Source organism: Pseudomonas sp. KBN10P06128, from assembly GCF_037574945.1.
GTDB classification, from domain to species: Bacteria; Pseudomonadota; Gammaproteobacteria; order Pseudomonadales; family Pseudomonadaceae; genus Pseudomonas; species Pseudomonas aeruginosa.
Window position 1 is genome coordinate 3,297,325 of the sequence record NZ_JBBELR010000001.1, and the last position, 25,565, is coordinate 3,322,889.

Annotated in this window: 21 protein-coding genes; 11 read left to right on the forward strand and 10 right to left on the reverse strand. The window is 67.2% G+C overall.

Annotated features, from left to right (window positions below):
• The first annotated feature begins 120 nt into the window (after positions 1 to 120).
• The gene (locus VQ065_RS15740) at positions 121 to 642 is read left to right on the forward strand and encodes a class I SAM-dependent methyltransferase (RefSeq protein ID WP_019484668.1); all 522 of its coding nucleotides are present in this window, start codon (positions 121 to 123) and stop codon (positions 640 to 642) included.
• 234 nt (positions 643 to 876) lie between these two features.
• Here the strand turns inward: VQ065_RS15740 and VQ065_RS15745 are convergent, their stop codons facing one another.
• Together VQ065_RS15745 and VQ065_RS15750 are read right to left on the reverse strand one after the other, a co-directional pair.
• Positions 877 to 1,191 carry an AzlD domain-containing protein gene (locus VQ065_RS15745; RefSeq protein ID WP_003088669.1) on the reverse strand — a complete coding sequence of 105 codons (315 nt, stop codon included), beginning with the start codon at positions 1,189 to 1,191 and terminating at the stop codon, positions 877 to 879.
• Complete coding sequence (locus VQ065_RS15750; protein ID WP_009315631.1) at positions 1,176 to 1,886, reverse strand: AzlC family ABC transporter permease; 711 nt, start codon at positions 1,884 to 1,886, stop codon at positions 1,176 to 1,178. The genes VQ065_RS15745 and VQ065_RS15750 overlap by 16 nt, the downstream gene beginning before the upstream one ends.
• Before the next feature lie 553 nt (positions 1,887 to 2,439).
• On the opposite strand from VQ065_RS15750, the gene VQ065_RS15755 reads away from it, so the two are divergent.
• From VQ065_RS15755 to VQ065_RS15770, 4 genes are all read left to right on the forward strand, one after another.
• On the forward strand, positions 2,440 to 3,816 hold the full coding sequence (locus tag VQ065_RS15755) for a glutamine synthetase family protein (RefSeq protein ID WP_014603787.1): 1,377 nt from the start codon (positions 2,440 to 2,442) through the stop codon (positions 3,814 to 3,816).
• A gap of 156 nt (positions 3,817 to 3,972) precedes the next feature.
• Entirely contained in the window at positions 3,973 to 5,343 is a 1,371-nt protein-coding gene (locus tag VQ065_RS15760) for an APC family permease (RefSeq protein WP_003088677.1), read from the forward strand.
• Between the two features lie 487 nt (positions 5,344 to 5,830).
• Positions 5,831 to 7,060: a serine/threonine transporter SstT gene (gene sstT / locus VQ065_RS15765; RefSeq protein ID WP_003088680.1), complete on the forward strand. Its 1,230-nt coding sequence runs from the start codon at positions 5,831 to 5,833 to the stop codon at positions 7,058 to 7,060.
• Positions 7,061 to 7,180: 120 nt separating this feature from the next.
• Complete coding sequence (locus VQ065_RS15770) at positions 7,181 to 8,083, forward strand: RluA family pseudouridine synthase (RefSeq protein ID WP_014603788.1); 903 nt, start codon at positions 7,181 to 7,183, stop codon at positions 8,081 to 8,083.
• A gap of 157 nt (positions 8,084 to 8,240) precedes the next feature.
• Here the strand turns inward: VQ065_RS15770 and VQ065_RS15775 are convergent, their stop codons facing one another.
• The 4 genes from VQ065_RS15775 to cmrA form a co-directional block, all read right to left on the reverse strand.
• Complete coding sequence (locus VQ065_RS15775) at positions 8,241 to 10,115, reverse strand: DUF3857 domain-containing transglutaminase family protein (RefSeq protein WP_003088690.1); 1,875 nt, start codon at positions 10,113 to 10,115, stop codon at positions 8,241 to 8,243.
• A gap of 174 nt (positions 10,116 to 10,289) precedes the next feature.
• Positions 10,290 to 10,550, reverse strand: coding sequence for a membrane protein insertion efficiency factor YidD (yidD, locus tag VQ065_RS15780; protein WP_003088692.1), 261 nt, complete (start codon positions 10,548 to 10,550; stop codon positions 10,290 to 10,292).
• Between the two features lie 58 nt (positions 10,551 to 10,608).
• Positions 10,609 to 11,964 carry a hypothetical protein gene (locus VQ065_RS15785; RefSeq protein WP_003088693.1) on the reverse strand — a complete coding sequence of 452 codons (1,356 nt, stop codon included), beginning with the start codon at positions 11,962 to 11,964 and terminating at the stop codon, positions 10,609 to 10,611.
• Positions 11,965 to 12,051: 87 nt separating this feature from the next.
• A complete protein-coding gene (gene cmrA, locus VQ065_RS15790) occupies positions 12,052 to 12,984 on the reverse strand; it encodes an AraC family transcriptional regulator CmrA (RefSeq protein WP_003088694.1) in 933 nt (310 codons plus the stop codon).
• A gap of 581 nt (positions 12,985 to 13,565) precedes the next feature.
• Here cmrA and VQ065_RS15795 point away from each other — a divergent pair.
• Positions 13,566 to 13,862, forward strand: a complete 297-nt coding sequence (locus VQ065_RS15795; RefSeq protein ID WP_003088696.1) for an antibiotic biosynthesis monooxygenase family protein — start codon at positions 13,566 to 13,568, stop codon at positions 13,860 to 13,862.
• 57 nt (positions 13,863 to 13,919) lie between these two features.
• Here VQ065_RS15795 and VQ065_RS15800 read toward each other — a convergent pair whose 3' ends face one another.
• The gene (locus VQ065_RS15800; protein ID WP_003088698.1) at positions 13,920 to 15,914 is read right to left on the reverse strand and encodes an alkaline phosphatase D family protein; all 1,995 of its coding nucleotides are present in this window, start codon (positions 15,912 to 15,914) and stop codon (positions 13,920 to 13,922) included.
• Between the two features lie 328 nt (positions 15,915 to 16,242).
• On the opposite strand from VQ065_RS15800, the gene VQ065_RS15805 reads away from it, so the two are divergent.
• Both VQ065_RS15805 and VQ065_RS15810 read left to right on the forward strand, forming a co-directional pair.
• Positions 16,243 to 16,749 carry a sigma-70 family RNA polymerase sigma factor gene (locus tag VQ065_RS15805; protein WP_003088700.1) on the forward strand — a complete coding sequence of 169 codons (507 nt, stop codon included), beginning with the start codon at positions 16,243 to 16,245 and terminating at the stop codon, positions 16,747 to 16,749.
• The gene (locus VQ065_RS15810) at positions 16,746 to 17,699 is read left to right on the forward strand and encodes a FecR family protein (protein ID WP_003088702.1); all 954 of its coding nucleotides are present in this window, start codon (positions 16,746 to 16,748) and stop codon (positions 17,697 to 17,699) included. The genes VQ065_RS15805 and VQ065_RS15810 overlap by 4 nt, the downstream gene beginning before the upstream one ends.
• A 37-nt stretch (positions 17,700 to 17,736) precedes the next feature.
• On the opposite strand, the gene cynS is transcribed toward VQ065_RS15810, so the two are convergent.
• Positions 17,737 to 18,207 (reverse strand): cyanase, encoded by a 471-nt coding sequence (cynS, locus tag VQ065_RS15815; protein ID WP_003088707.1) that lies wholly within the window; start codon positions 18,205 to 18,207, stop codon positions 17,737 to 17,739.
• Between the two features lie 39 nt (positions 18,208 to 18,246).
• Complete coding sequence (gene cynT, locus VQ065_RS15820) at positions 18,247 to 18,909, reverse strand: carbonic anhydrase CynT (protein WP_014603789.1); 663 nt, start codon at positions 18,907 to 18,909, stop codon at positions 18,247 to 18,249.
• Positions 18,910 to 19,023: 114 nt separating this feature from the next.
• On the opposite strand from cynT, the gene cynR reads away from it, so the two are divergent.
• On the forward strand, positions 19,024 to 19,911 hold the full coding sequence (gene cynR / locus VQ065_RS15825) for a transcriptional regulator CynR (RefSeq protein WP_003088709.1): 888 nt from the start codon (positions 19,024 to 19,026) through the stop codon (positions 19,909 to 19,911).
• Between the two features lie 6 nt (positions 19,912 to 19,917).
• Here the strand turns inward: cynR and VQ065_RS15830 are convergent, their stop codons facing one another.
• A complete protein-coding gene (locus tag VQ065_RS15830) occupies positions 19,918 to 21,303 on the reverse strand; it encodes an MFS transporter (protein WP_044059441.1) in 1,386 nt (461 codons plus the stop codon).
• Between the two features lie 140 nt (positions 21,304 to 21,443).
• Between VQ065_RS15830 and VQ065_RS15835 the strand changes: the two genes are divergently transcribed.
• Positions 21,444 to 22,346 (forward strand): LysR family transcriptional regulator, encoded by a 903-nt coding sequence (locus tag VQ065_RS15835; RefSeq protein ID WP_003107805.1) that lies wholly within the window; start codon positions 21,444 to 21,446, stop codon positions 22,344 to 22,346.
• 261 nt (positions 22,347 to 22,607) lie between these two features.
• A complete protein-coding gene (locus tag VQ065_RS15840) occupies positions 22,608 to 25,565 on the forward strand; it encodes a TonB-dependent receptor (protein WP_003088725.1) in 2,958 nt (985 codons plus the stop codon).

Sequence of the window (25,565 nt, forward strand, 5' to 3'; positions counted from 1 at the left end):
TCTGCAGATCCGGAGCAGTGGATACATTCCCAGGAGTACGAGCTTTCTTTCTGGAAGGATAAATGGCCCTATCGCCATCTGTCTGTCGAGGAACTACAAGAGGCCCGGCATAAGGATGCAATGTGGTTTCTTGGGAAGATGGGGTTCACGTACGGCTCCTCGCATTATCGCTACGAAGGTTTTGAAGGTAAGGTTTTGGAAGTAGGTAGTGGGCCGATCGGCTTTTTCGAGAAGGTCGAAGGCGTGACAGTGACTGCCCAGGACTCATTGATGGGGCTGTATGCAGAGAACCTTCCATTCTCGATTCTCGGGGAAAGAGGTTCTTCTTGTTATATAAGGGATGGTGTTGCCGATATAGAGAGTGCTTTCGATTTCGTCGTTTGCTCAAATGTGCTTGACCATACGGCCGACTGGATCCAGTTCCTGATTGACTGTGTGGGCAGGTTGAGGACGGGCGGTGAGCTACTGTTGGTGACTGACTCTCGCGGAGTTCCAGCAATCGGGCATACACAGATATTCAGCCATGATCAACTGGTTCGTGTCTTGGAGTTGCTGGGGGCAAAGCAGTTCAAGGTGAAAGCCGTCGAGCGGGAGGATGGCGTTCACTGTGACTATCGTCATTATTTTCGGGTGATTTTCTAAAGTGCTCCCCGTCAATTGCTTTGCCTGGGCGGGCGCCAGGTTTACGCGTGTTTATCCAGGCTAGATAGAAGGGAGCTGGTTGCTATCAGGTACTGCATCGATAGTAGCCTGGCTGTCAGCCGGATAGCGGCTGCTCCGGAGCATCTGGTGGGCCATATAGCCGCCCGCCGCGAGTTTGTATGAACCCTGCAAGGGGCTGCATGCAGAGGTCATGCCGTCAGCGACTGACATCGATCAAATCAGCCACCACTTGAACAGGAAGAAGAACGCCATGCCCAGCAGCATGCTCGCCAGGGTATTGCGGGTATAGAGCACCAGCGCCACGGTGACTGCGCCGCTGACCAGGTAGGGATTGTCGTAGCCGAGGTCGATGCGGCCCTCTGGCATGAACACGATCGGGCCGCAGATCGCGGTGAGCATGCCGGGCACGGCGAAACCGAGGAACTGCCGCAGGTTGCTGCCGAGGCGGATCGGCAGGCGTGGTTCGAGGAACAGGTAGCGGTTGAGGAAGACGATCGCGCCCATGCCGAAGATCACTGCCCAGACCATGGCGCCTCCCGATACAGCTTGTTGCAGACGAAACCGGCGGCCATCCCGGCGAGGCCGGCGAGGACCAGCGCCGAACTCCATTGCCAGTGGCTGAACAGCACCGAGCAGAATAGCGAAGTGGCCACGCAGACCAGCGTCGGTACGTTGCGCACCAGCGGCGCGACCAGCGCGATGAAGGTGGCGGCGATGGAGAAATCCAGGCCCAGGTGTTCGAGACCGGGAATGCTGCGGCCAAGCAGGATGCCGGCGAGGGTGAACAGGTTCCAGGCGATATAGAAGGTCAGGCCGACGCCGAGGGCGTACCAGCGGTTGAAGTTGCGCCGGTCGTGCTGGCTGGCGAGGGCGAAGAACTCGTCGGTGAGCAGGAAGCCCAGGCCGATCCGCCAGCGTCCCGGCAGAGGCGACAGGACCGGCCGCAAGCTCATGCCGTAGAGCAGGTGCTGCGAGGTCAGGAGGAGGGTGGTGAAGATGATCGAAAAGAACCCGGCACCGCCCTTGAGCATGCCGATCGCCACCAACTGGGCAGCGCCGGCGAAGACGATGGCGGACAGGCCCTGGCCCTCGGCCGGGGTGAGGTTGGCTTCGATGGCCATCGATCCCGCCAGCAGCCCCCAGGGCGCGACGGCCAGGGACAATGGGAGGATGGCGACGGCGCCGCGGAGAAAGGCTTGGCGGGGCAGGTCGTGGGCAGTCATGGGGGCATGGCGGTGGTGAACGTCGGTCCAGCATGCCAGCAGGCGCATCGGGCTGGCTTGAACGATCTTGCTCTTCGTATCCGTTATCCACGCGGGCGAAAGCGGCCGGTGTCCTTCCTTATATAAGGAGGACGGGCAGGGCAGGCGGCGGACGAGCGAGGGCCGCTCGAGGGCGCTGCGAAGAATCGAGGGAGAGAAGAACCGGAGCGGAGCTAACGCGGATGCTGACCGATCTTGTGGCCGCGGAACTTGGCGCCGAGGGACGGCTGGTAGGACATGGAACACCCGGTTTATTGCTGTTGTAGGGTTGGCACAGCTTAGCCTTGTTCAATTTTTCGTACAACGGAGCCTGTAAAATATCTGCTGCACCAGGTTGAACACCTTGCCTGGCCTGGCTTTGGCCGCTTTCTTGATGCTCTGGAAGGCCCTGTCTACGGCCATTCCGCCGTCCGCGAGGGCGACGAGAGGGCTATTGACAACAAATTGGCTTTCCGATTGACTCTGGCTCCAGCCCCCGCATGATTGAAATTTTTAACAAAAAAGGTGTTGCATCATGTCGGTACCCCTGCGTGCCGTTCAGCTCACTGAGCCGAGCCTGTTCCTTCAGGAACATCCCGAGGTCCAGTTCGTCGACCTTCTGATTTCAGACATGAATGGCGTGGTTCGCGGCAAGCGAATCGAACGCAACAGTCTGCCCAAAGTCTTCGAAAAAGGTATCAACCTTCCCGCTTCCCTGTTCGCCCTCGATATCACCGGCTCCACCGTAGAGAGTACCGGCCTGGGTCTCGACATCGGCGACGCCGACCGGATCTGCTACCCGATCCCCGGCACCCTCTCCATGGAACCCTGGCAGAAGCGCCCGACCGCGCAACTGCTGATGACCATGCATGAGCTGGAAGGTGATCCCTTCTTCGCCGACCCCCGCGAAGTCCTGCGCCAGGTGGTGGCCAGGTTCACCGAGATGGAACTGACCATCGTCGCCGCCTTCGAGCTGGAGTTCTACCTGATCGACCAGGAGAACGTGAACGGCCGGCCGCAGCCTCCGCGCTCGCCGATCTCCGGCAAGCGTCCGCAGTCGGTGCAGGTGTACTCCATCGACGACCTCGACGAATACGTCGAGTGCCTCCAGGACATCATCGACGGCGCCCGCGCCCAGGGCATCCCGGCCGACGCCATCGTCGCCGAATCCGCACCGGCGCAGTTCGAGGTCAACCTGCATCACGTCGCCGACCCGATGAAGGCCTGCGACTATGCGGTGCTGCTCAAGCGCCTGATCAAGAACATCGCCTACGACCACGAGATGGACACCACTTTCATGGCCAAGCCCTATCCGGGCCAGGCCGGGAACGGACTGCACGTACACATCTCGCTGCTCGACAAGCACGGCAACAACATCTTCACCAGCGAGGATCCCGAGCAGAACGCCGCATTGCGCCATGCGATCGGCGGCGTGCTCGAGACCCTGCCGGCCTCCATGGCCTTCCTCTGCCCGAACGTCAACTCCTACCGCCGCTTCGGTTCGCAGTTCTACGTGCCGAACGCGCCGAGCTGGGGCCTGGACAACCGCACCGTGGCCCTGCGCGTGCCCACCGGCAGCCCGGACGCGGTACGCCTGGAACATCGCGTCGCCGGCGCCGACGCCAACCCCTACCTGCTGCTGGCCTCGGTGCTTGCCGGGGTGCACCACGGGCTGACCAACCAGGTCGAGCCGGGTGCCCCGATCGAAGGCAACTCCTACGAGCAGTTGGAGCCGAGCCTGCCGAACAACCTGCGCGACGCCCTGCGCGAACTGGACGACAGCGAGATCCTGGCGAAGTACATCGATCCGAAGTACATCGACATCTTCGTCGCCTGCAAGGAAAGCGAGCTGGAGGAGTTCGAGTACTCGATCTCCGACCTCGAGTACAACTGGTACCTGCACACCGTGTGAGCATGGGCGGGTGGCTCCGGTCCGGCGCCGCCCGCCCGTTCTTCCGTCGAGGTTCCCACCCTTGCTGAAGGTAGACGGCGGCAAGCCTGCGGTTTCCGCCCGTCCGCCTTCCTTTGCTGTGCATTAGAAAAAGAAGAAATCGAGGCAAGCATACCCATGTCGAATCCTCCCCCCACCGCAGAACGAACCCAGCTTCGCAAGTCCCTCAAGCTGTGGCAGATCGTCATGATCGGGTTGGCCTACCTGACCCCGATGACCGTCTTCGACACCTTCGGCATCGTTTCCGGGATTTCCCAGGGACACGTGCCCACCGCCTACCTGCTGGCCCTCGCCGGCGTGCTGTTCACCGCGATCAGCTACGGCAAGCTGGTCCGCCAGTTCCCCACCGCAGGCTCGGCCTATACCTACGCGCAACGGGCGATCAATCCCCATGTCGGCTTCATGGTCGGCTGGTCGTCGCTGCTGGACTACCTGTTCCTGCCGATGATCAACGCGCTGCTGGCGAAGATCTACCTGACCGCACTGTTCCCCGAGGTCGCGCCATGGGTCTGGGTGGTGATGTTCGTGCTGATCATGACCCTCATCAACATCAAGAGCGTGAACCTGGTCGCCAATTTCAACACCGTCTTCGTGCTGGTCCAGCTGGCGATCATCGTGGTCTTCATCGGCCTGGTGATCCATGGCCTGAACAACGGGGAGGGGACCGCCACGGTGCTCAGCACCCAGCCGTTCTTCTCCGAGCACGCGCATCTCTCGGCGATGGTGGCTGGGGCGACGATCCTCTGCTTTTCCTTCCTCGGTTTCGACGCGGTGACCACGCTGTCCGAGGAAACCCGCGACGCCGCCAAGGTGATCCCGCGGGCGATCTTCCTCACCGCGCTGTACGGCGGGGTGATCTTCATCACCGTGTCGTATTTCCTGCAGTCCTATTTCCCGACCAACGTCCGCTTCAAGGAGCCTGACGCGGCGTTGCCGGAAATCGCCCTGTACGTCGGCGGTAAGCTGTTCCAGTCGATCTTCCTCTGCGCCACCTTCATCAATACCCTGGCGTCTGGCCTGGCCTCCCAGGCCAGCGTGTCGCGCCTGCTGTACGTGATGGGGCGGGACAACGTGCTGCCGGAGCGGATCTTCGGCTTCGTCCATCCGAAATGGCGTACGCCGTCGATCAACGTGCTGATCGTGGGCATGGTGGCGCTCTCGGCGATCTCCTTCGATCTGGTGACGGCGACCGCGCTGATCAATTTCGGCGCCCTGGTGGCCTTCACCTTCGTCAATCTCTCGGTGATCGTGCATTTCTATGTGCGCGGCGGGCGCAACCGCAGCCTCAAGGAGCATTTCCACTACCTGGTCCTGCCGCTGCTCGGCGCGGCCATCGTCGCGGTGCTCTGGCTCAACCTGGAAAGCACCTCGCTGGTGATGGGGCTGATCTGGGCCGGGCTGGGCTTCGGCTACCTGTTCTACCTGACCCGCAGCTTCAGCCGTCCGCCGCCGCGCTTCCAGGAGAGCGAACTGAGTCCGACCCAGTGAGGCGAGCGGTGAATGGATTCAGCGAAAAAGTGAAGGAAAAAGATTGGTAATCTTCACGAAATTTTCACGGTGACGGGTCAATCATGGACCCATGGCTAACGGACTAGCCCCCCATCTGAAGCCCGCCTCACGGCGGGCTTTGGCTATCTGCAGACAGCGAATTCCGCGTTTTCCCTCCTTTTCACAGGGGTTTCCGGCCTCCCGGCTGGCAATGCACCTGCGACGACATGTCCGAATCCAGACAGAATTGGACGCCCCCAAAAAGCGCAGACACGGCTAGAATCCACGCCGTCCCGATCCGGTTCGATGGCCGTGGCGGGGGAGCCCGGTATCCGCTGGTCGGTGTTTCCTGTGGTGCTGCGCGTCCTTCCCTAGACTACCCGGCTCGCTCGAACCATCCCTTCGCGGGGGCGGAACGGCACAGGGTCGTTCGGCATGGAAGCTGCCTGGGCCGGCCTTCGACACACCTATAAGAGTAGAAATCTGCATGACATACCCTGAACGTCCCCTGCTTCATCTGCTGACGCGTACCAGCCTGGTGGGCCAGATCATCGTCGGCCTGATCGCCGGCCTGCTGCTCGCCAGCTTCTTCCCGGCCGCCGCGCTCAAGGTCGGCTTCATCGGCAAGGTCTTCGTTTCCGCGCTGAAGGCCGTCGCGCCGGTACTGGTGTTCGTCCTGGTGATGGCATCCATCGCCAACCACAGGCAAGGCCAGCAGACCCATATCCGGCCGATCCTGCTGCTGTACCTGGTCGGCACCTTCAGCGCCGCGGTGGTGGCGGTGATCGCCAGCTTCGCCTTCCCCTCGAGCCTGGTGCTGGCCAGCCATCCGGGCGAGATGTCGCCTCCGGGCGGCATCGCCGAGGTGCTCCAGTCCCTGCTGCTGAGCGTGGTGGACAACCCGGTCAACGCCCTGATCTCGGCCAACTTCATCGGCATCCTGGCCTGGGCCATCGGCCTCGGCATCGCCTTCCGCCACGCCAGCGATACCACCCGCAACCTGCTCTCCGAGCTGTCCAACGGCGTCTCGCTGATCGTCAAGGTGGTGATCCGCTTCGCCCCGCTGGGCATCTTCGGCCTGGTCGCCTCGACCTTCGCCGAGTCCGGCGTCGAGGCCCTGAAAGGCTACGCCCACCTGCTGGTGGTGCTGCTCGGCTGCATGCTGTTCGTGGCCTTCGTGGTCAACCCGCTGATCGTGTTCCTGAAGATCCGCCGCAATCCCTATCCGCTGGTGCTGACCTGCCTGCGCGAAAGCGGCATGACCGCGTTCTTCACCCGCAGCTCGGCAGCCAATATCCCGGTCAACCTGCAGCTCTGCGAGCGCCTGGGCCTGCACGAAGACACCTATTCGGTATCGATCCCGCTGGGCGCGACCATCAACATGGCCGGCGCAGCGATCACCATCACCGTGCTGACCCTGGCAGCGGTGCATACCCTGGGCATCGCCGTGGACGTACCGACCGCGATCCTGCTCAGCGTGGTGGCGTCGGTCTGCGCCTGCGGCGCATCCGGCGTGGCCGGCGGCTCGCTGCTGTTGATCCCGCTGGCCTGCAGCCTGTTCGGGATTCCCAGCGAGGTGGCGATGCAGGTGGTAGCGGTAGGCTTCATCATCGCGATTCTCCAGGACTCCGCGGAGACGGCGCTGAACTCCTCGACCGACGTGCTGTTCACCGCCGCCGCCTGCCTGGCGGAGGAGCGCAAGGCGAGCGCCGCCTGATTCGATCCCTGGATCACGGAAGAAACCGCCCTCGGGCGGTTTCTTCGTTTCGCTCCGGCGCGCTTTGACCTGTGCGCCGCGCTGCGGCCTAATGTTCGCCCGTCCTTCCCGAGTTGCCGCATGTCGTCTCCTTCCTTGCCCGACGCCAGTCTCCGCGCCAGCACCCTGCATCTGCCGGCCGGCCCCTGGAGCACCGTGCTCGATTGTCTCTGCGCGCGTTTCCCGGCCATCGACCGCGACACCTGGCTGGCGCGCATGCAGCGGGGCCGGGTGCTGGACGCCGAGGGGCGTGCGCTGGGCCCGCAGGCGGCGTATCGCGAAGGCCTGCGTGTGCACTACTTCCGCGAGTTGCCGGCGGAGGCGCCGATCCCTTTCGAGGCGCGCATCCTGTACCGCGACGAGCATCTGCTGGTGGCGGACAAGCCGCACTTCCTGCCGGTGATGCCGGCCGGCGGCTATGTCGAGCAGACGCTCCTGGCGCGGCTGGCCCGCAGCACCGGCAATCGCGACCTGGTGCCGCTGCATCGGATCGACCGGCATACCGCCGGGCTGGTGCTGTTCTCGACCAATCCCGGCAGCCGCGGGCGCTACCAGGCGCTGTTCCGCGAGCGGCGTATCGACAAGTACTACGAAGCGATCGCTCCGGCCTTGCCGCGACTGGACTTCCCGTTGCTGCGCAGGACCCGCCTGGTGCCCGGCGAGCCGTTCTTTCGCATGCGCGAAGGCGAGGGCGAGCCGAACAGCGAGACGCGCATCGAGGTCGCCGAGCGCAACGGCCGCTGGTGGCGCTACCGGCTGTATCCGGTGACCGGCAAGAAGCACCAGCTGCGCGTGCACCTCGCGGCACTCGGCGCGGGTATCCAGAACGACGGGTTCTATCCCGAGCTGCTGGACGCCGAGGACAGCCCCGACGATTACCGGCGGCCGCTCAAGCTGCTGGCCAGGGGGCTGCGCTTCGACGACCCGCTGAGCGGGGAGAGGCGTATGTTCGAATCCGGGCTGCGGCTCGATTGGCAGGTGTAGGCGACAGGCTCGCCAGCGGAATGCTGGCGTACGTCGCCGACCCGGAGCGCATGGCGCGTTTCTATGAGCAGGCGCTCGGCCTGGAGGGCTGCGCGGGCGAGTAGAAGAATCGCCCGCTGTGCGGCTGGACGCGCCCGCCGGAGCGGGCGCGCGTCGCTCAGGGACGCTTGTCCAGCTTGACCACCAGGCGCAGTTGCTCGACGCAACCGCGGCTCTGCTCGATCAGCTTGCCGAACTCGGCGCTGTTGATCTCGTCGTGGTTGAGCCAACTGGTCTTCTGCACTTCCCGGTAGCGATAGTGGTAGCCGCCGTCCTTGGCCGGTTCGGCCTGCAGGTCGATGTCGAACCAGGGGCTGCGGATCTCGCAACTGTGCGCCGGCTCGTCGGTCTTGCCGCCGGACAGGCTGATGTCGTAGGAGGTGATCTGCGGTTCGCCCAGGTACAGCTCGGCCAACTGGCCTTCGCTGCGGTACTTGGCGAACGCGTCCCACTGGCTGGCCAGGTCCTGGCGGTTGTAGAAATACTCTCCGCCGAGCCGGTCGAGGGCGCGGCGGTCGGTAAGCCTGGCACTGATCGTATAGCTGGGCGGCAGCACGAACTGGCTGTCGTCGCGCTCCAGCACGCAGTCGCTGCCTTCCTTGGCGAAGTTGCGGCACAGGTCCTGGTCGGTGCTGGTGCGGCCGCGTTGGCGATCGGCGACGCTGAGCTGCATCAGCGGCGCATTGGAAAGCTCCACGCGCGACTCGACCCGGGCTTCGCCGTCATGGGTGTAATGCTCGCTGCGGGTCACGCGCAGGGTGTCGCCGGGCGCTTCCAGGGGAATCTCGTCGCGCCGCACCTTGCCGTCGGCGCCCAGCACCAGCGCCCAGCGCTGCTGGATGTCGGGCATGGTGCGGCCGGGAGCGAACACCGGGTTGGTCGGGTCCAGCCACCAGGTCTTGCCGTCCACCTCGGCGCGGACGATGGCATGGTTCGGCGCGTACATGCCGGGCACCAGCAGGTCCCAGACCACGTCGCCGCGGCTGACCAGGGTCGGTTCGGCCTTGATCCCGGCGGCCTTGAGCATGGCGGCGAGGAGGATCGCCAGGTCCTTGCAGTCGCCGTAGCCATTGCGCTCGATCTCCGCCAGGGAGAAGGGCACGTAGCCGCGCTCGCTGGCGCGCCAGTCGCCCAGGTAGCGGTAGGTGTCGTTGATGTACTGCATCAGGCCGGCGACCTGCTCGCGGGCCGGCTTGCCCTTCACCGCGGCGACGGCCGCCGCGGCGCCCTTGGGCAGCTCCGCGGCGAGGATCTCGTTGTAGCGCGCGGCGAACGGGCCGAAGTTGTCCTGCAGGTCCAGCGAACTGCCCAGCTCCAGGCGCGGGGTATGGCGCAGGTAGGCGTTGCCGGCTTCGTTGATGTAGTTGGTGTATTGCGGCTTTTTCAGGCTGACCTTGAGGGTCTTCTTGTCGGCGCTCTGTTCGATGCGATAGGCGTCCATCAACTCGCTGCGCACGAAGATCGGCCGCTCGGCCTTGAACTCGGCGACGAAGCGGTCGTCGCGCACCGGCATCGGCGGGCGGCTGAGGATGTAGTGGAACTGGGTGCTCAGCGGCTTGGCGGTGAAGTGCTCGCGCAGGGTGTAGCTGATGCGGGTGCCGACGCGCAGGTTGGGGAACGCCAGGGAGGTCTGGCGTTCGCGCAGGAAGCCCTGGTCCGGGTTCGGCGCGGTGCGCGTATCGATCTGCGACTGGTCCAGCGGCACCGGCTTGCCGCCGGGCTGGGTCAGCTCGGCCTTCTCCACGATCAGGCTGTCGGTCTCCGCGTAGCTGCGATCGATGCGCGAGAGCATCTCGCGGCCGCTCGGCTTGAGGATGGTGAAGCTGTAGGTGCTCACGCAATCGGTGCTGTTGTCGGCGTTGAACTGGCAGCGGAACTCGGTTTCGCCGGCCAGCGGCGCTTCGGCGATCGGTTGCAGCGCGGCGAGGGCCGGGGTGGCGGCGCAGAAGACGCTGGCGGCGAGGAAGGAAGGGGAGAAGGGATGACGGGGCATCGGAGCCTCAGGATGAAACGTTTGAGCGGAACTCCCCGGCGTAGCCGGGCGCAAGGGGGCGCCGGGTGATAGCCGGGGAGATGGACCCTGAATGATAGGTTTTATCAATTCCGCATGTCGACCGGCGGGTCCGGTTATGTGCGGGATGTCGCCGTTGCGACCTTTTCACCGGCTTCATTCGCCGGGCTTTGCCGTTCTGTGGCAGGCGCACGCCTGTTCCTGGCGCTCCGGAACCGGGTCGTAGCCGCCCGGGTGCCAGGGGTGGCAGCGCAGCAGCCGGCGCGCGCCGAGGTAGCCGCCTCGCAGCGCGCCATGTACGCGGATGGCTTCCAGGGTGTAGTGCGAGCAACTGGGGTAGAAGCGGCAGCGGGGACCGATCAGCGGGCTGATTGCGTACTGGTAGAAGCGGATCAGCCCGATCAGCAGGAACTTCATGGCGAGCCCTCGGCGGGGTTGCGGCGGCGAGCGGGCATTGTAGCGCCGTTGTCGGTCCTCAAGGAGCATTCTCCGCCGCGCAATAGAGGGTCCGCCCGTCGACGAGGCTGCGAGCAGTCGCCAGGCGGCCGCGCAGGCCGGGTTCTTCCGGCGCCAGCGTGCCCTCGCGCCAAGCGCCTCCGCGCAACGGAATCAGCGCCGAACGGCCGTAGCCCGGGCAGTACGCCTCGGCGTCGCCCTCCAGGTAGTCGACGCCGTCCAGGGTCAGCTCGCCGACATTCCAGCGCGCGCCGAGGTAGGCCTGGCGAAACGGCCCGTCGGCAAGGACGTAGAAGCCCCCGCGCACCTCGCTGGCCGCCGTAGCGAAGCCGATGGTGCGGCGCGGTTGCGGGATCACCAGCAGCGGTCGCCGTGGGTCGGCGAAGGCCTCCTGCAACTCGACCAGGCGCTGGCGGGTGGCGCCCATCTCGCGCCGGTAGCGCTCGCCGCGCGCCCGCGCGTCGTCGGGAAGTTCGCTCCAGGCCGGAGGCTGGTCGCGCAGCAGGTAGTCCAGCGGCCAGGTGCCGGCTATCGCGGCTTCCTTCCAGTCCGCGTCGTCGTCGCGCAGGTCCAGCAGCACTCCGGCCAGCGCGCCGATCTCGTAGGCTTCGCTGTCGACGCCGACGCCGATCTCGTTGGCATCGTAGAAGGCCAGCGCGTACTCCCGCAGCGCCTGTCGATAGCGTTGCGGATCCTCGGCGAAATCGGTGCGGTAGCGCGCGGCGGCGGCCATCTCGATGTAGCGCGCGGTGCCTTCGCTGAGATCGACCTGCGCCGCCAGCCGGCTTTCCTCGGGAGCAGCTTCGCGCCAGCGGCGCAGCCAGCCCTGGGCGTCGCTCAGGTAGCTGTCGCGCTGCCCGGGCGTGCGCAGGGCCTGGAGCAGCGACTGGAACAGGGCATAGCGGTATTCCCGCGGGCGCGGGTCGAGCGTGGCCAGGTCGCCGCGATAGCCACCGGGCTTGCGCAGGCCCGGCCAGTCTTCCTGGGCGTAGCGATGGAAGGCTTCGTGCGGGCCGATGGCGGCCAGCGTCTCGCTATTGCCGGTATTGCTCCGCAGGTGCGCGGCGCTGATCTGCAGCAGCACCGCCGGACGGCCCCGGTAACGCGGAAAGGCATAGCTCAGGTCGAGATCCGGGTCGCTGTCGCCCGCCGCCGTGGTGCGCTGCGCGCGGCCTTCGGCATCGGCGACCCAGGTACTGCGGCCATCGCTGTAGAGGAAGGCCTTGTCGGCCATCCGCCAGCCGGGCCAGAGTCGTTCGCTGTGCTGGCCGACGGCATGGGCATAGGCCAGGTAGCGGCGGGCGAACGACTCGCTGTCCGTCGCCGCGGCGGGAAGGGACAGGGCAAGCAGGAGCAGGGGCAGGGCTCGGGTCATGGCGGGTACGGTTGCGCAAGGTCGGTCGGGGCGACGAAGGTATCCCGCCGCTTCCCGATTGACCGTCGCGGCCGCTGCCGCGTTCCCCTAGGCGGTGTTGCGCGCCCGCGCCAGGTCGCGCAGCGGCGGGGCGCCGAACAGCCGGCTGTACTCGCGGCTGAACTGCGACGGGCTTTCGTAGCCGACCCGGTAGCCGGCGGCGGCCACTTCCAGGCCCTCGCTGAAGATCAGCCGGCGTGCTTCCTGCAAGCGCAGCTGCTTCTGGTACTGCAACGGGCTCATCGCGGTCACGGCCTTGAAGCGGTGGTGCAGGGTCGAGGGGCTGAGGTTGACCACCTGGGCCAGTTGCTCGATGCGCAGCGGCTTGCCGTAGTTCTGGTTGATCCAGTCGATGGCGCGGGTGATGCGGTGGGCCTGGCTGTCGGCGATGGCGATCTCGTGCAGGCGCTGGCCCTGGCCGCTGCGCAGCAGCCGGTAGAAAATCTCGCGGAGGATCAGCGGCGCCAGCATCGGGATGTCGCGCGGGCTGTCCAGCAGATGGATCAGGCGCAGCACCGCATCCAGCAGGCTGGCGTCGATACGGTCGACGTAGAGGCCGCGGTCGCCGCGCCGGCTGGCCACTTCCATGGGCCCGGCGTCGGAGATCAACTGGGTGATTTCCGCCGGGTCGATATCCAGCCGGACGCAGAGGTAGGGCGCGTCCGGCGAGGCGTCGATCACCTGGCCGGCCAGCGGCAGGGTGACCGAGACCACCAGGTAGTGCAACGGATCGTAGATATAGCGTTCCTCGGCCAACTGCACCTCCTTGCGGCCCTGGGCGATGATGCACAGGGCAGGTTTGTGCATGCCGCGCGCCGGCAGGGTGGGGCCGTCGGCGCGGATCAGGGCGAGGGGTTCGACGGCGGTGCCGTAGATACCGTCGCGGGGGCAATGCCTGAGCAGCGACTGCGCCAGTTCGCTCTGGCGCTGGCGCAATTCGGCGGGGAGATCGACGGAAAGAAGCGGGGTGTTTTCGCTCATGCGGGGACTCGCGGGGGAAACCTTCCCAAGACTAGCGCGCGTCGCGGCGACAGGCATCCATCGCGCTGCGCGATGGCAGGATCAGGCAAGCATTCGCCAGGAACAGGCAAGCCAGCTCGTTTCACCGGGCGCAAGCGGATGAGAAAAAACCGGAACGCGGCAGTTTCAGGCAAGAACCCGACAGTATCCGTCTACCGATTCCCCGCGCCATCCCCCTAATCTGACTGGCATGGCGGAATCTCCGTCATGCCGATGGGAAATACCTGCAGGGGGACACACCTATGTCAAATCAACAGGCCAGACTGTCATCGGGCGGCGTGCCGCCGGAGCGCGCGCCGGGCGCCTCCCGTTCGCGGTCGCGCGACGGCGCTCTGGTCCCCGACACGCCTTCCCGTTCGCCTGCCGGCCCCGCCGCGGGCGGCACGCTGGCGCGGACCCATCCCGGCAACTGGTAATCGGAGGCAGGGCACATGCGTCACCCTTACACCCCACAGCGGCCGGCCGGCGTCTCGGCGCCGCCGGCCCTTCCACTCCTGGTGCCGCTTGCGCAGCGGCGAATCCATGTCGAGGAGGCAGAGAGCATGCCAGCGTTCAATCGAGCCAGTCACCTGGTCAGCATTCGCGCCCGCAGCGGCCAGTCGCACCGCCTCGGCCTGCGCCTGCAAGAGCTGGCGCAGGCGGGCCAGGCCGCGCCCGGTTGCCTGCGCTACGAACTGCGCCAGGCGGACGGGGACGCCGACCTGTGGCTGTTGCACAGCGAGTGGAGCGATGAAGCGGCCATGCAGGCGTACCTGTCCGGCGACGCCCAGCGGGTCTTCGCCGAGGTGCTCTGGCAAGCGCTGGCGGCGACCCTGGACGTGCAGGAGCGGCCGTTCTGAAACCGGGCGGGCGGATGACGCGGCGCGGCGTCCGCCCGCCCCCCTTGTTCTGGCGTCTCAGCGATCCGGCGCGACCGACGACTGGTCCGCTCGTTCGTCTTCGACGTCGCGATGTCGCTCGAAGGCGGTCGCCGGCGAGCCATCGGCATTGACCTGCAACACCGCGCGCGGACGGCCGTCCTCGCCAATGTATACCTGGCCGATCCCGGCGCTGTTCCACAGGCGCTCGCCGGCCTGGCTGTGCTGCGGAACGCGCGGGCGGATTTCCAGGCTGCGCCGCTGGGTCAGCCAGTTCAGTGGCGACCAGGGCGCATAGAGCCAGCGGTTGAGGCGGTCGAACCAGTCCAGCAGGCGTCGCGGGAATTCGTTCTTGATCCCGCTGCTGGTGATCTGCCAGAGCCGGGGCCCGCGCTCGCGGTGGCGAATCCGGATGTCGTAGACGAAGGAGTAATGCACGTCGCCGGAAAGGATCAGGTAGTTACCCGGCGTGCGCGAGTGGCGGAAGATGTTCATCATCACCGAGGCCGCGCCGCGATGGGCCATCCAGTTTTCCGCATCGACCAGCAGCGGCTGGCCGATCCAGCTGAAGAGCTTCTGTACGCCCTCGATCAGCTTGACCCCGAACATCGGCGCCGGCGACACGATGATCGCCGCCTTTTCGCCGAGCAGGTCCTGCTGGAGTTCACTCAGCGCCTCCCAGTCCATCAGCCCGGAGGGCCGGCCCAGGTTGCGCTCGCTGCGCCAGCGGCGGGTGCGCGTGTCGAGGACGATCAGGGTCGGGCTGCCAGGCAGCCGGTAGTGCCAGTGCTGGAAGTCGAGCAGGGCATCGAGCAGGCGGTCCTGCTCGGCGCAGGGCAGCCGGCCGTCTGCCGCGGCGCCCTCCATCAGGGCCGCGACCGGCGCCAGCCATTCGCCGCAATGCTGCGGGTCGTTGCCCCAGCCCTGGCAGAGCAGGTAGGCGAGCAGGGCGTTGCCGATGATCCGCCGGGAGAACGGATGGCCGTAGGCGGTCAGCTCCCAGCGCGCGGAAAGGTTCCAGTCGTCGGTGATGTCGTGGTCGTCGAAGATCATCAGCGACGAGATATGCGCCAGTGCCCGCGCCACGCCGGGCAGGCCATCGCGGAAGGCTTCGATGTGCCGGCGCTCGTCGGCGAAGCGCTGCGCGTGCCGCGCATCCAGCCCCGGCGGCGGTTCCAGCCTGACCAGGCGCCAGGGCGCCGGCGACCAGACCAGCAGGTACATCGCCAGCACCTCGGCCAGGCCGACCAGATGGTTGTGGGCGTTGGCCGAGGTGAAGATCGGCTTCTTCACCCCGCCGAAGAAGCGCTCGCGCAGGGCTTCGTTGGACTTGAAGGCGGGCAGCAGGTCCTCGCGCCGGTAGTAGGTGGCCGGGTGTGCGTAGAGCGCCTCGCTGTCGTCCACCAGCGCGCCTTCCAGGTGTTCGCCGTACAGGCCGAGGCGGCGGATCAGCCCATGGATGGCCACCAGCATCGGCCCGGCGACGTCGTCGGCGTAGACCTGGTCGCCGCTCATCATCAGCAACGCCGGGCGGCTTTCGGCCTGCAGCAGGTTTTCCTCCAGCAGCCGGTCGACCTGCAGCAGGCCATCGGCCGCCGGGTGATGCGGCTTGCGGCAGGAGCCGTGGAGCAACTGGTCGAGACGTGGCTTGAGCACCAGGCTGGCGCGCTGGCGACCGGGGTAGAGCAGATGCGGCGCCCATTCGGCGATTCCCGCGGGCTCCCGGCCGTCGGCGGCCAGGCGCAGGTCGTAGTCGACCAGGCGGGCGCAGGGCAACGGCGGGTCGAGCGCGACATCCAGCAGGTGCAGCCAGGCATGGGTGCCGATGCGGATGGCCGAGTGGGTTCCTTCCGCGAGGCGGATCCGACGCTCCGCCTCGCCTTCGCTGGCGAGGACCAGCTCGATGGCCGTCGGGCATGACGTGGCCAGCCAGAACACCAGGCGCTCGGGCTCTGCGCGGCGCAGCAGGGGGCCGGCCAGGACCAGGGGCAGGGTGTCGTTGGGCGGGGTGTCGTTGGGGAGCGAGGCGGACATTGGTGCGGGCGCTGTCGACGCGGCGAAACAAGCTGACGAGTATGCCGCTTTCCGCGGCTCGCGGCGTTGCCATTTCGTAAGGAATGACGACAGTCGTCGGCGGACGACGATCTTCTAATGCCAAAAAGTTAAGTACACCTTAATTAATATTCTTTTTTGCGTTCTGGCTTCTGCGGCATATTGCCTTCCGCGCAGGCCCCGGCGGTCTGCCATCGCTGTTTGCGGGAGGGACACGTGCAATCCGACGTCGGCGCCGCCTCCCGCCGATCAAGGTTTCGCCTGCCACCCCGACGCCCGGTGGCGCAGGCCCGTAGCACGAGAGTGCGGAATGGGCATGGATCAGACACGCAATCGCCTCGTCGGCCTGATGTTCCAGAACGATTATTCCTGGCTGAGCGGGCGCCTGCGGCGCTACCTCGGCTGCCCCCACAGCGCCGAGGACATCGCCTCGGAAACCTTCCTCAAGGTCCTCGCCCTGCCGGACCCGGCAAGCATCCGCGAGCCGCGCGCGCTGCTCACCACCATCGCCCGCCGGTTGATGTACGACGGCTGGCGGCGCCAGGACCTGGAACGCGCCTACCTGGAAAGCCTGGCCGGGCTTCCGGAGGCCCTCGCGCCGTCCGCCGAGGAGCAGGCCCAGGTGGTGGAAACCCTGCTGCGCCTGGAGCGCATGCTCGCCGGGCTGTCGCCGAAGGCCCGCGCCGCCTTCATCCATAGCCAGATCGGCGGACTGACCTACGTGGAGATCGCCGGCTTGCTGGAGGTTTCCGTCAGCCGCATCCACCAGTACATGGTCGAGGGCTTCAAGCAGTGCTACCAGGTGCTTGCCGAATGAGCCAGGGAAGGCGCGAACGCATCCTCGACGAAGCGGCGCAGTGGATGGCGCTGCTGCAATCCGGCCATGCCGGCGCCGAGGAGCGCCTGGCGTTCCAGCAGTGGCGCCAGGCCGACGCCGAGCACGGTGCGGTGTTCGACCGGCTCAGCCTGGGCTTGCAGTCGTTTCGCGACGAGCCCTTGCACGGCTTGCGCGCCGAGCAATTGATCGGAGCCCTCGAGGCGCCGTCCGCCCGTCGCCGGTTTCTCCAGCGCAGCCTCGCCCTGGCGGCGTTCGGCGTGGCGACGCTGGCGCTGGGGCGGATCGGCATCGTCGGCTTCCCCTGGCCCGGCGACCTGTATACCGGCACCGGACAACGCCAGAGCTTCCGCCTGGAGGATGGCAGCCAACTGGTGCTGGACGCGCGCAGCCGGGTACGCCCCGAATTCGATGGCTACCGGCGTCGCCTGCGCTTACGCGAGGGGCGCCTGCTGGTTGACGTGGCACGGGATCCGGCGCGGCCGTTCGTCGTCGACACCGGGCGCGGCCAGGTCGAGGCGCAGGGAACCCGCTTCCAGGTCAGCGATGACGGTGCCAGCTCGCGGGTGGTGGTGCTCGAGTCGCGGGTGCGGATCACCACGGCCGACGGACGGCAATGCCTGCTGGAACGTGGCCAGAGTGCGCGTTTCGACGCCTCGGCGATTCTCGCCCGAGGTCCTGCCGAAGGCGGCGAGAGCGCCTGGCTGGATGGCCGGCTGGAGGTCCGCGACCGTCCGCTGGGGGAGGTGCTGGAGGCGTTGCGCGCCTATCGCCGCGGCATCGTCAGCGTCGCCGACGACGCGGCGGCGCTGCGCGTCAGTGGTATCTACCCGCTGGACGACAGCGGCGTGGCGCTGGCATTGCTGGAGCAGAGCCTGCCGATCCGGATCGACTACCACGGGCCCTACTGGGTCAGCATCGCCAGCCGCTGAGGCGCGCGCCCGGCGGCGAGCCGGGCGGCGCGACGCTTCAGAACGGCTTGGTCGGCAGGTACTTGCCGTCGAGGGTGATCACCGCCCGCGAGCCGCCTTCCGGGTCCTCGACCTTCTTGATGTCCAGCTTGAAGTTGATCGCGCTGATGATGCCGTCGCCGAACTGTTCGTGGACCAGCGCCTTCAGGGTGCTGCCGTAGACTTGCAGCATCTCGTAGAAGCGGTAGATGGTCGGGTCGCTGGGAATGCCGCCGGGAATGCTGCCGCGCAGCGGGATGCTTTGCAGCAGGAGCACCGCGTCGTCGTCCAGGCCGAGTTGGGCGGCGACCTTGCGCGCCGCCGCCTCTGGCAGGGCATGCTGGCCGAGCAGGGCGGCGGTGACGAAGGTCAGGGCGAGACCGGTGCCGTCGGCCAGGTCCTGCCAGGACAGGCCCAGGCGGGCCTTGTTCAGGACCACGGTCTCGGCCAGTTGCTGGCGCGCGTTGGGGGACACTTGGCTGTGTTGCATGGGATGACTCTCCTTGCGGGTGGTTGTGAGGGAAGGGATTCAGGTGACCGCCTGCCCGGGTGCGCCGCCTACCGCGCGCACTTCGGGATGCTCGGCGAGGGAGACGAAGCGCCGGCTGGCGCCGTCGAGGGCGTCGATGCGGCCGCTTTCGATGTCGTAGACCCAGCCGTGCAGGTTCAGCCGACCCTGTTCCAGGGCGCGGGCGACGCAGGGGTGGGTGCGCAGGTTGGCCAGTTGGGCGATCACGTTGTGCCGCACCAGGGCGTCCAGCCGCGCCGCCTCGGAGGCGTGTTCGTGGGCGCTGTTCATCGCCCGTGCGGCCTCGGCGTGGTGCAACCAGCCGGCCACCGCCGGCAACTGGTCGAGACAGGCGCAGGATGCGATGGCGCCCATCGCGCCGCAGTCCGAGTGGCCGCAGACCACGATGTCGCCGACCCCGAGCACCGCCACCGCGTATTCCACCGAGGCGCTGACCCCGCCGGGCTGCGGCCCGTAGCCGGGGACGATGTTGCCGGCATTACGGACCACGAAGAGTTCGCCGGGCTCGCGCTGGGTCAGCAGCTCGGGGACCACCCGGCTGTCCGAGCAGGCGATGAACAGCGCCTTGGGGGCTTGCCGGGTGGCCAGGGACTTGAACAGTTGCGAGCGCGCCGGGTAGGCGTCGCGCTGGAAGCGGAGAAAGCCGTCGATGATGTCACGCATGGCGCTGGGCTCCTGGCCGTCGAATGGTGGGGCCAGGATGCGCGGATTGAGCCATAGGGTCCAAGACCGGTTTATTATTCCAATCATTGGTCTGACCTATAGTTGGATGTTTCCATGCTGCTTCGCCACCTGCGCTACCTGCTCGCTGTCGCCGAGCATCGCAACTTCACCCGCGCCGCCGAGGCGCTGCACGTTTCGCAGCCGACCCTGTCGCAGCAGGTGCGGCAACTGGAAGAGCAACTGCGCGTGCAATTGCTCGACCGCTCCGGCAGGAGCGTGCGTCCCACCGATGCCGGCGAGCTGTACCTGCTTCATGCGCGGCGTGCCTTGCGCGAGCTGGAAGCGGCGCAACGGGCGATCCACGAGGTGCGCGACCTCAGTCGCGGCCGCCTGCGCCTGGGCATGACGCCGACCTTCACCTGCTATCTGGTGGGCGCCCTGGTGGATCCGTTCAATCAGCGCTATCCGGGCATCGAGTTGAGCCTCGAGGAGTTGCCCCAGGACGCCCTGGAGGCGGCGCTGATCGACGATCGCCTGGACCTTGGCGTGGCCTTCAGCGAGCCGGGTTCGGTGGAGATCGACAGCCAGCCGCTCTACCTGGAGCGCCTGGGCCTGGTGCTGGGGGCGGAACACCCGGCGGCGAACGCGCCGCTGGCCGCCGCAGCGCTGGCGGAGTTGCCGTTGGCGTTGTTGCGCGACGACTTCGCCACGCGCCGGCACATCGACGCTTACCTGCGCCAGCAAGGGGTGACGGCGCGGGTTGCGCTGGAGGCGAACTCGATCAGCGCCATCGTCGATGTGGTTCGCCGCGGAAGACTGGCCAGCATCCTGCCGGAGGCGGTGGCGCGCCAGCAGGCCGGGTTGCGCTGCGTGGCGCTGCGGCCGGCGTTGCCGACCCGTCAGGTAGCGCTGTTCTGGCGCCAGGGCAGCCACCCCGGTGCCGCGCGCCTGGCCTTCCAGGCCCTGGCGCTGGAGCTCGGCGCCGAGCTGGGCGACGCCTGAGCGGGATCAGCCGCGACTCGGCTGCAACGCCGCGGGCTCCTCGCGGCGCAGGCGCAGGGCCAGGGCGGCGCCGCACAGGGCGAGCAGGGCGCTGAGCGCGGTCACCCATTCGATGCCGCGCGCCTGGCTGGCCAGCAGGCTGGCGGCATCGGCGCCGCGTACCTGGGCGTTGGCCAGCGCCACCAGCAGGGCCAGGCCGAGCGCGCCGCCGATCTGCTGGGTCATCGAGGCCATCCCCGAGGCGACGCCCTGTTCGGCGGGATCGACGCCGCTGGCGGCGCTCACCCACATGGCGGTCCAGGTCATGCCCTGGCCGACGCTGAGGATCACGATGGCCGGCAGCAGCGCCAGGAAGCCGCGCCCCAGCGGCAGGCACGCTGCCAGCAGGCCGAGCCCGAGTGCGCCCAGCAGCAGGCCGGCGACCAGCGTCGCGCGTGCCCCGTGGCGGGCCAGCAGGCGCTCGGCGACGCGGATACCGAGGGTGCAGAGCAGAGTCGCCGGGAGGAACGCCAGGCCGGTCTGCAACACGCTGTAGCCGTACACCGACTGGAAGTAGATGGCCAGGAAGTAGTACTGCACGCCGTAGCTGCTCATGAAGATCGCGGTCAGCAGCATCGCTACCTGCAGGTTGCGGTTGCCCAGCAGGCGCAGCGGCATCAGCGGGTCGCGGCTGTAGTGTTCGATGGCGAGGAACGCCAGTAGCAGCGGGACGGAAAGGTAAAGTCCGAAACGTACCGAGGGCGCATCCCAGCCCGACTCGGGGCCCTGGACCAGGGCGAAGACCAGCAGGGTGGCGCCGGCGGTGACCGTCAGCGCGCCGGCCAGGTCGAAGCGCCGACCGCGCTGGCGCCGGGCGTCGGCCGGGATCAGGCGCAGGGCGAGCAGCGCCGCGGCGCCGGCCAGCGGCACGTTGACCAGGAAGATCGAGGCCCAGCCGAACAGCTCGGTGAGCGCGCCGCCGAGCGCCGAGCCGAGGGCCAGGCCGAACGCCGAGGCGATGCTCCAGATCGCCAGGGCACGATTGCGCGCCGGGCCCTCGGCGAAGTGATTGCCGATCAGCGCCAGGGTCGCCGGGAACAGCAGCGCGCCACCCAGGCCCTGCACGGCGCGGGCGAGGATCAACGGCAACTCGCTCTGGGCCAGGCCGCCCGCGAGGGACGCGAGGGCGTACAGGCTTTGCCCGAGGACGTACATGCGGCGCCGGCCGAGCAGGTCGGTGGCGCGCCCGCCGAGCAGGAGGAAGCCGCCGAAGGCCACCGTATAGGCGCTCACCACCCATTGCAGGCGTTGCGCCGAAAAATCCAGCGCCCGGCTGATTTCCGGCAGAGCGACGAACACGATGGTGGCGTCGAGGGCGATGATCAGTTGCGCGCAGGCGAGCAGGGCGAGCATCCAGTTGGAAGGGGCGGCACGGTCCGTCACGGTGGGACTCCTGGTCTGGGTTGGGCGCGGCCAGTGTTTCTCATGCTGGAATCGTGATAAATAGCCTCTCCGTCCTTTCACTGATGAAAATAATCATCGATGAGATCGCCATGGACCTGAATGCCGTCAAGTTGCTCGCCCGCGTGGCCGAGACCCGTAGCTTCACCCAGGCCGCCGTTTCCCTCGGTCTGACCCAGTCCGGCCTGTCGCGCGCCATCGGCCGGCTGGAAGCCGAACTCGGCGTGCGTCTGCTGCACCGCACCACCCGCAGCGTCAGCCTGACCCCGGACGGCCAGCTGTTCTACGAGCGCTGCGCACCCTTGCTGGCGGAACTGGAGGAAGTCGAGAAGTTGCTGGTGGACCGCCAGTGCGCGCCGAGCGGTCCGCTGAAGATCACCACCCCGCAGGCGCTCGGGCGGATCGTGATCATGCCGGTGCTGCGCGAACTGACGCGGCGCTACCCGCAATTGCAGATCGAGGCGGCGATGACCGATCGCCTGGTCGACCTCACCGAGGAAGGCTTCGACGCCGCCGTGCGTCTCGGTCGGGTCGGCGACGTGCGCCTGATCGCCCGGCCATTGGCGGCGTTGCGCTGGGTCACGGTGGCGTCGCCGGAATACCTGCGTAGCCACGGCACGCCGGAGCGCCTGGAGCAACTCGCCGGGCACAACTGCCCGACGGTGCGCGACCTGCATACCGGCAAGCTGCTGGAATGGCAGTTCCAGCGCGACGGCCAGCCGCTGAGCCTGGCGGTGCGCGGCGACCTGGTGCTGGACGTGGCCGACGCGCTGGTCGACGCGGCGCTGGTCGGCCAGGGCATCGTCCAAGTGATGGGCTTCATGGCCGAGGAGGCGATCCGCCGGCGTCGACTGGTACGCATCCTCCAGCCGTTCGAACCGCCGCTGTGCCCGGTGTCGCTGATCTACCCGCCGTCGCGGCAGTGCTCGCTGAAGATCGGCGCGCTCTACGAGGAACTGAAGAGCGCGCACTGGTGCGGGGCGCTGACGTACTGACCCGAGGGCGGCAGGGCGGATAACGCCGTGTTCGGACCGGCGGATAGCCGCAGGCGGCTATTCGCCCTACGCGGGGCAAGGCCGGTAGCGGAGCTGGGGAAGATTGTCGGGTAGGGCGAATAACGCCGGAGGCGTTATCCGCCGATACGCCTATTCGCCTGCGTTTATAAGCTCAGAACAAAGCGTTCCAAGCTGGCCCTGCAAATCTCCCGCGCTCATCGCTCATCCCCTGGAAACCATGTTTTCGGGGGGAACCGAACGATGCCGCACCATGCTCCATCCACACGCCTGCCTTCCAGCCTGGCCCTGGCCGCGCTGCTCGCGGCGGCCTACGCCGCGCCGCCGGAGGCACGTGCGGAGACGCCCGCGCCCGCCGCCGAGGCGCTCACCTTCGACGTCGCCGCCGGCCCGCTGGACCAGGTGCTGCTAGGCATCTCGCGGCAGAGCGGCTTGCTGATCTCCTTCGAGCAGTCGCTGGTGCGCGGCCGGCAGGCGCCGGCGGTGCGCGGTCCGCTGAGTGTCGACCAGGCCCTGGAACAGGCCCTGCGCGGTAGCGGCCTGCAGTTCCGCCGTTCCGAGCGCGGCGCGGTGATTTCCGCCGCGCCGCTGCGCGCGGCCGTACCGGCGGCGAAGGTGCAGTCGCTGGCGGCGAAAGCGGAGCAGACCCTGGAGCGGGTGGTGGTGACCGGCTCGCGGATTCCCCGCGCCCAGCAGGAAGGGCCGTCGCCGGTCACGGTGATCAGCAGCGAGGAAATCCAGAACCGTGGCTACCGCAACGTCTTCGAGGCCTTGCAGACGCAGACCCAGAACACCGGCATGACCCAGGGCGAGGACTACGGCAACACCTGGCAACCGGCGGCCAACGCCCTCAACCTGCGCGATCTCGGCCCCAACCACACGCTGGTGCTGATCAACGGCCGGCGCGTCGCCGACTACCCGACCGCCTATGGCGGCTCGGTGAACTTCACCAACCTGGCGAACATCCCGGCGGTCATGATCGACCGCATCGAGATCCTCAGCGGTGGCGCCTCGGCGATCTATGGCTCGGATGCCATCGCCGGGGTGGTCAATATCGTCCTGAAGAAGAAATTCGATGGCGTCGACGTCAACCTGCGCGCCGGCACCACCGAGCGCGGCGGCGGCGACAACCAGCGCCTGCAACTGGTCGGCGGCGGTGCGACGGGCGACTTCGAAGGCCTGTTCGGCCTGCAGGTCGAGCAGCGCCAGCCGGTCTGGGCCAACCAGCGCGGTTTCATGGACAGCTACCCGGACGGCAACAACGTCGGTTACCGGCTGAACCCGCAGAGCGGACGCTACCTCGGCGACGCCTCCTGCGCCGGCCTCGGCGGCCTGTTCGGCGGCAACGTGGCGCCGGTGCCGGGCGCCAGGGGTGGCTATCGCTGCATGACCGACCAGTACTACAACAACTACTGGACCCTGCAGACCAAGAAGGAAAACTACGACGGCTACGCCGGCGGCACCTGGCACCTGAGCGACAGCGGCAAGCTGTTCGCCGACCTGCTGTTCGGCTTCGACCACCTGCAGAACAATACCCGCGGGCCGTCCTTCACCTCGCCGGACTTCATCAATGCCTCCAGCGGCGACCTGGAGCGCTGGTACCGGCTGTTCTCGCCCGAGGAGATCGGCGGCAAGAGCAGCAACAACAGCAAGTGGCGCGAGGTGTCCTGGACCGGCACCCTCGGCTACAGCGACCGCGTCGCCAATACTTCCTGGGAATACGAACTGGCCGCGACCCGCTCCGAGTACCGCAGCGACCGCACTACCCGCTACACCCCGGCGGCCGGGATCCTCGACCTGTACCTGGGCCGCAAGCTCGGCGAACGCGACGGCTACCCGGTCTACGATCCCGATCCGGCGCGCCTCGGACGTCCGCTGAGCGAGGAAGAGTGGCGCAGCCTGCGGCGCAACGTGACCCAGCACAGCGAGTCCTACTCGCAGACCTACAGCTTCACCGGCAACGGCGAGCTGTTCGACCTGCCGGCCGGCCCGGTGGCCTTCGCCGGCGTGCTGGAGGTGGGCAAGCAGGGCTACAGGATCCGTCCCGACTCGCAATACAACGACGGCTCTCTCTACAACGTCTCCAAGGCCAGCAGCTCCGGCGGCTCGCGCGACCGTTACGCCGCCGGCGGCGAATTCAGCATCCCGCTGCACGACACGCTGCTGGTGTCCGCCGCCGGCCGCTGGGACCAGTACAGGTTCAGCGGTCGCACCGAGGAGCAGACCACCTACAACCTGGGGCTGGAATGGCGCCCGCTGACCAGCCTGCTGCTCCGCGGCAGCTACGGCACCAGCTTCCGCGCGCCGGACCTGAACTACATCTACCAGGCCGACGCCAACGGCTACTACCCGGCGCAGAAGGACTACTACGGTTGCGAGAAAGGCGTCGACGGCGCTTGCAAGAACGGTCGGGTCGACTACGTGCAGAGCGGCACGCCCGACCTGAAGTCCGAGCGCGGGCGCTACTGGAGCTACGGCTTCGTCTGGTCGCCGTCGAGCAGGTTCGACTTTTCCGCCGACTACTACCACATCCAGATCGACGACCTGCTGACCACCCTCGATCCGGACAAACTGCTGCGCGACGAGGCGGCCTGCCGCAGCGGCGGGCTCGATCCGGACTCGGCGCAGTGCCGCGACACCCTGGCGCGGGTCGAGCGCAACGCCGGCGACGCCAGCGTCGATCCGAATCGCCTGAACAAGGTCTACGTCAATGCCATCAACGCGGCCAAGGAGCGCACCAGCGGCATCGACCTGCGCAGCAACATCCGCTGGGGCGCCGGCGACTACGGCGCCTTCTCCTCGACCCTCGGCTACACCCTGGTGTTGTCCCACGACTACCAGCAGTCCGACGACTACCCCAGCGAGAACCAGCGCGACAGCCTCGACTCCCACGACTGGCGCAGCAAACTCAACGCCAGCCTGACCTGGGACTACGCACAGTTCACCTCGACGCTCTTCGCGGTGCGCTACGGCAGCGTTACCAACGCCGCTGGCAGCGGGCGCCTGAGCCCGTGGACGGTGTTCAACGCCAGCGCCCGCTACCGGCTCAACGAACGCGCCAGCGTCGGCCTGACGGTGAACAACCTGCTCGACCAGATCAAGGAGGACGACTCCGATGGCTGGCCGTACTATCCCACCGGCAACTACGACGCCATGGGCCGCCAATGGTGGCTGGACTTCAGCTATCACTTCGGTGGTTGA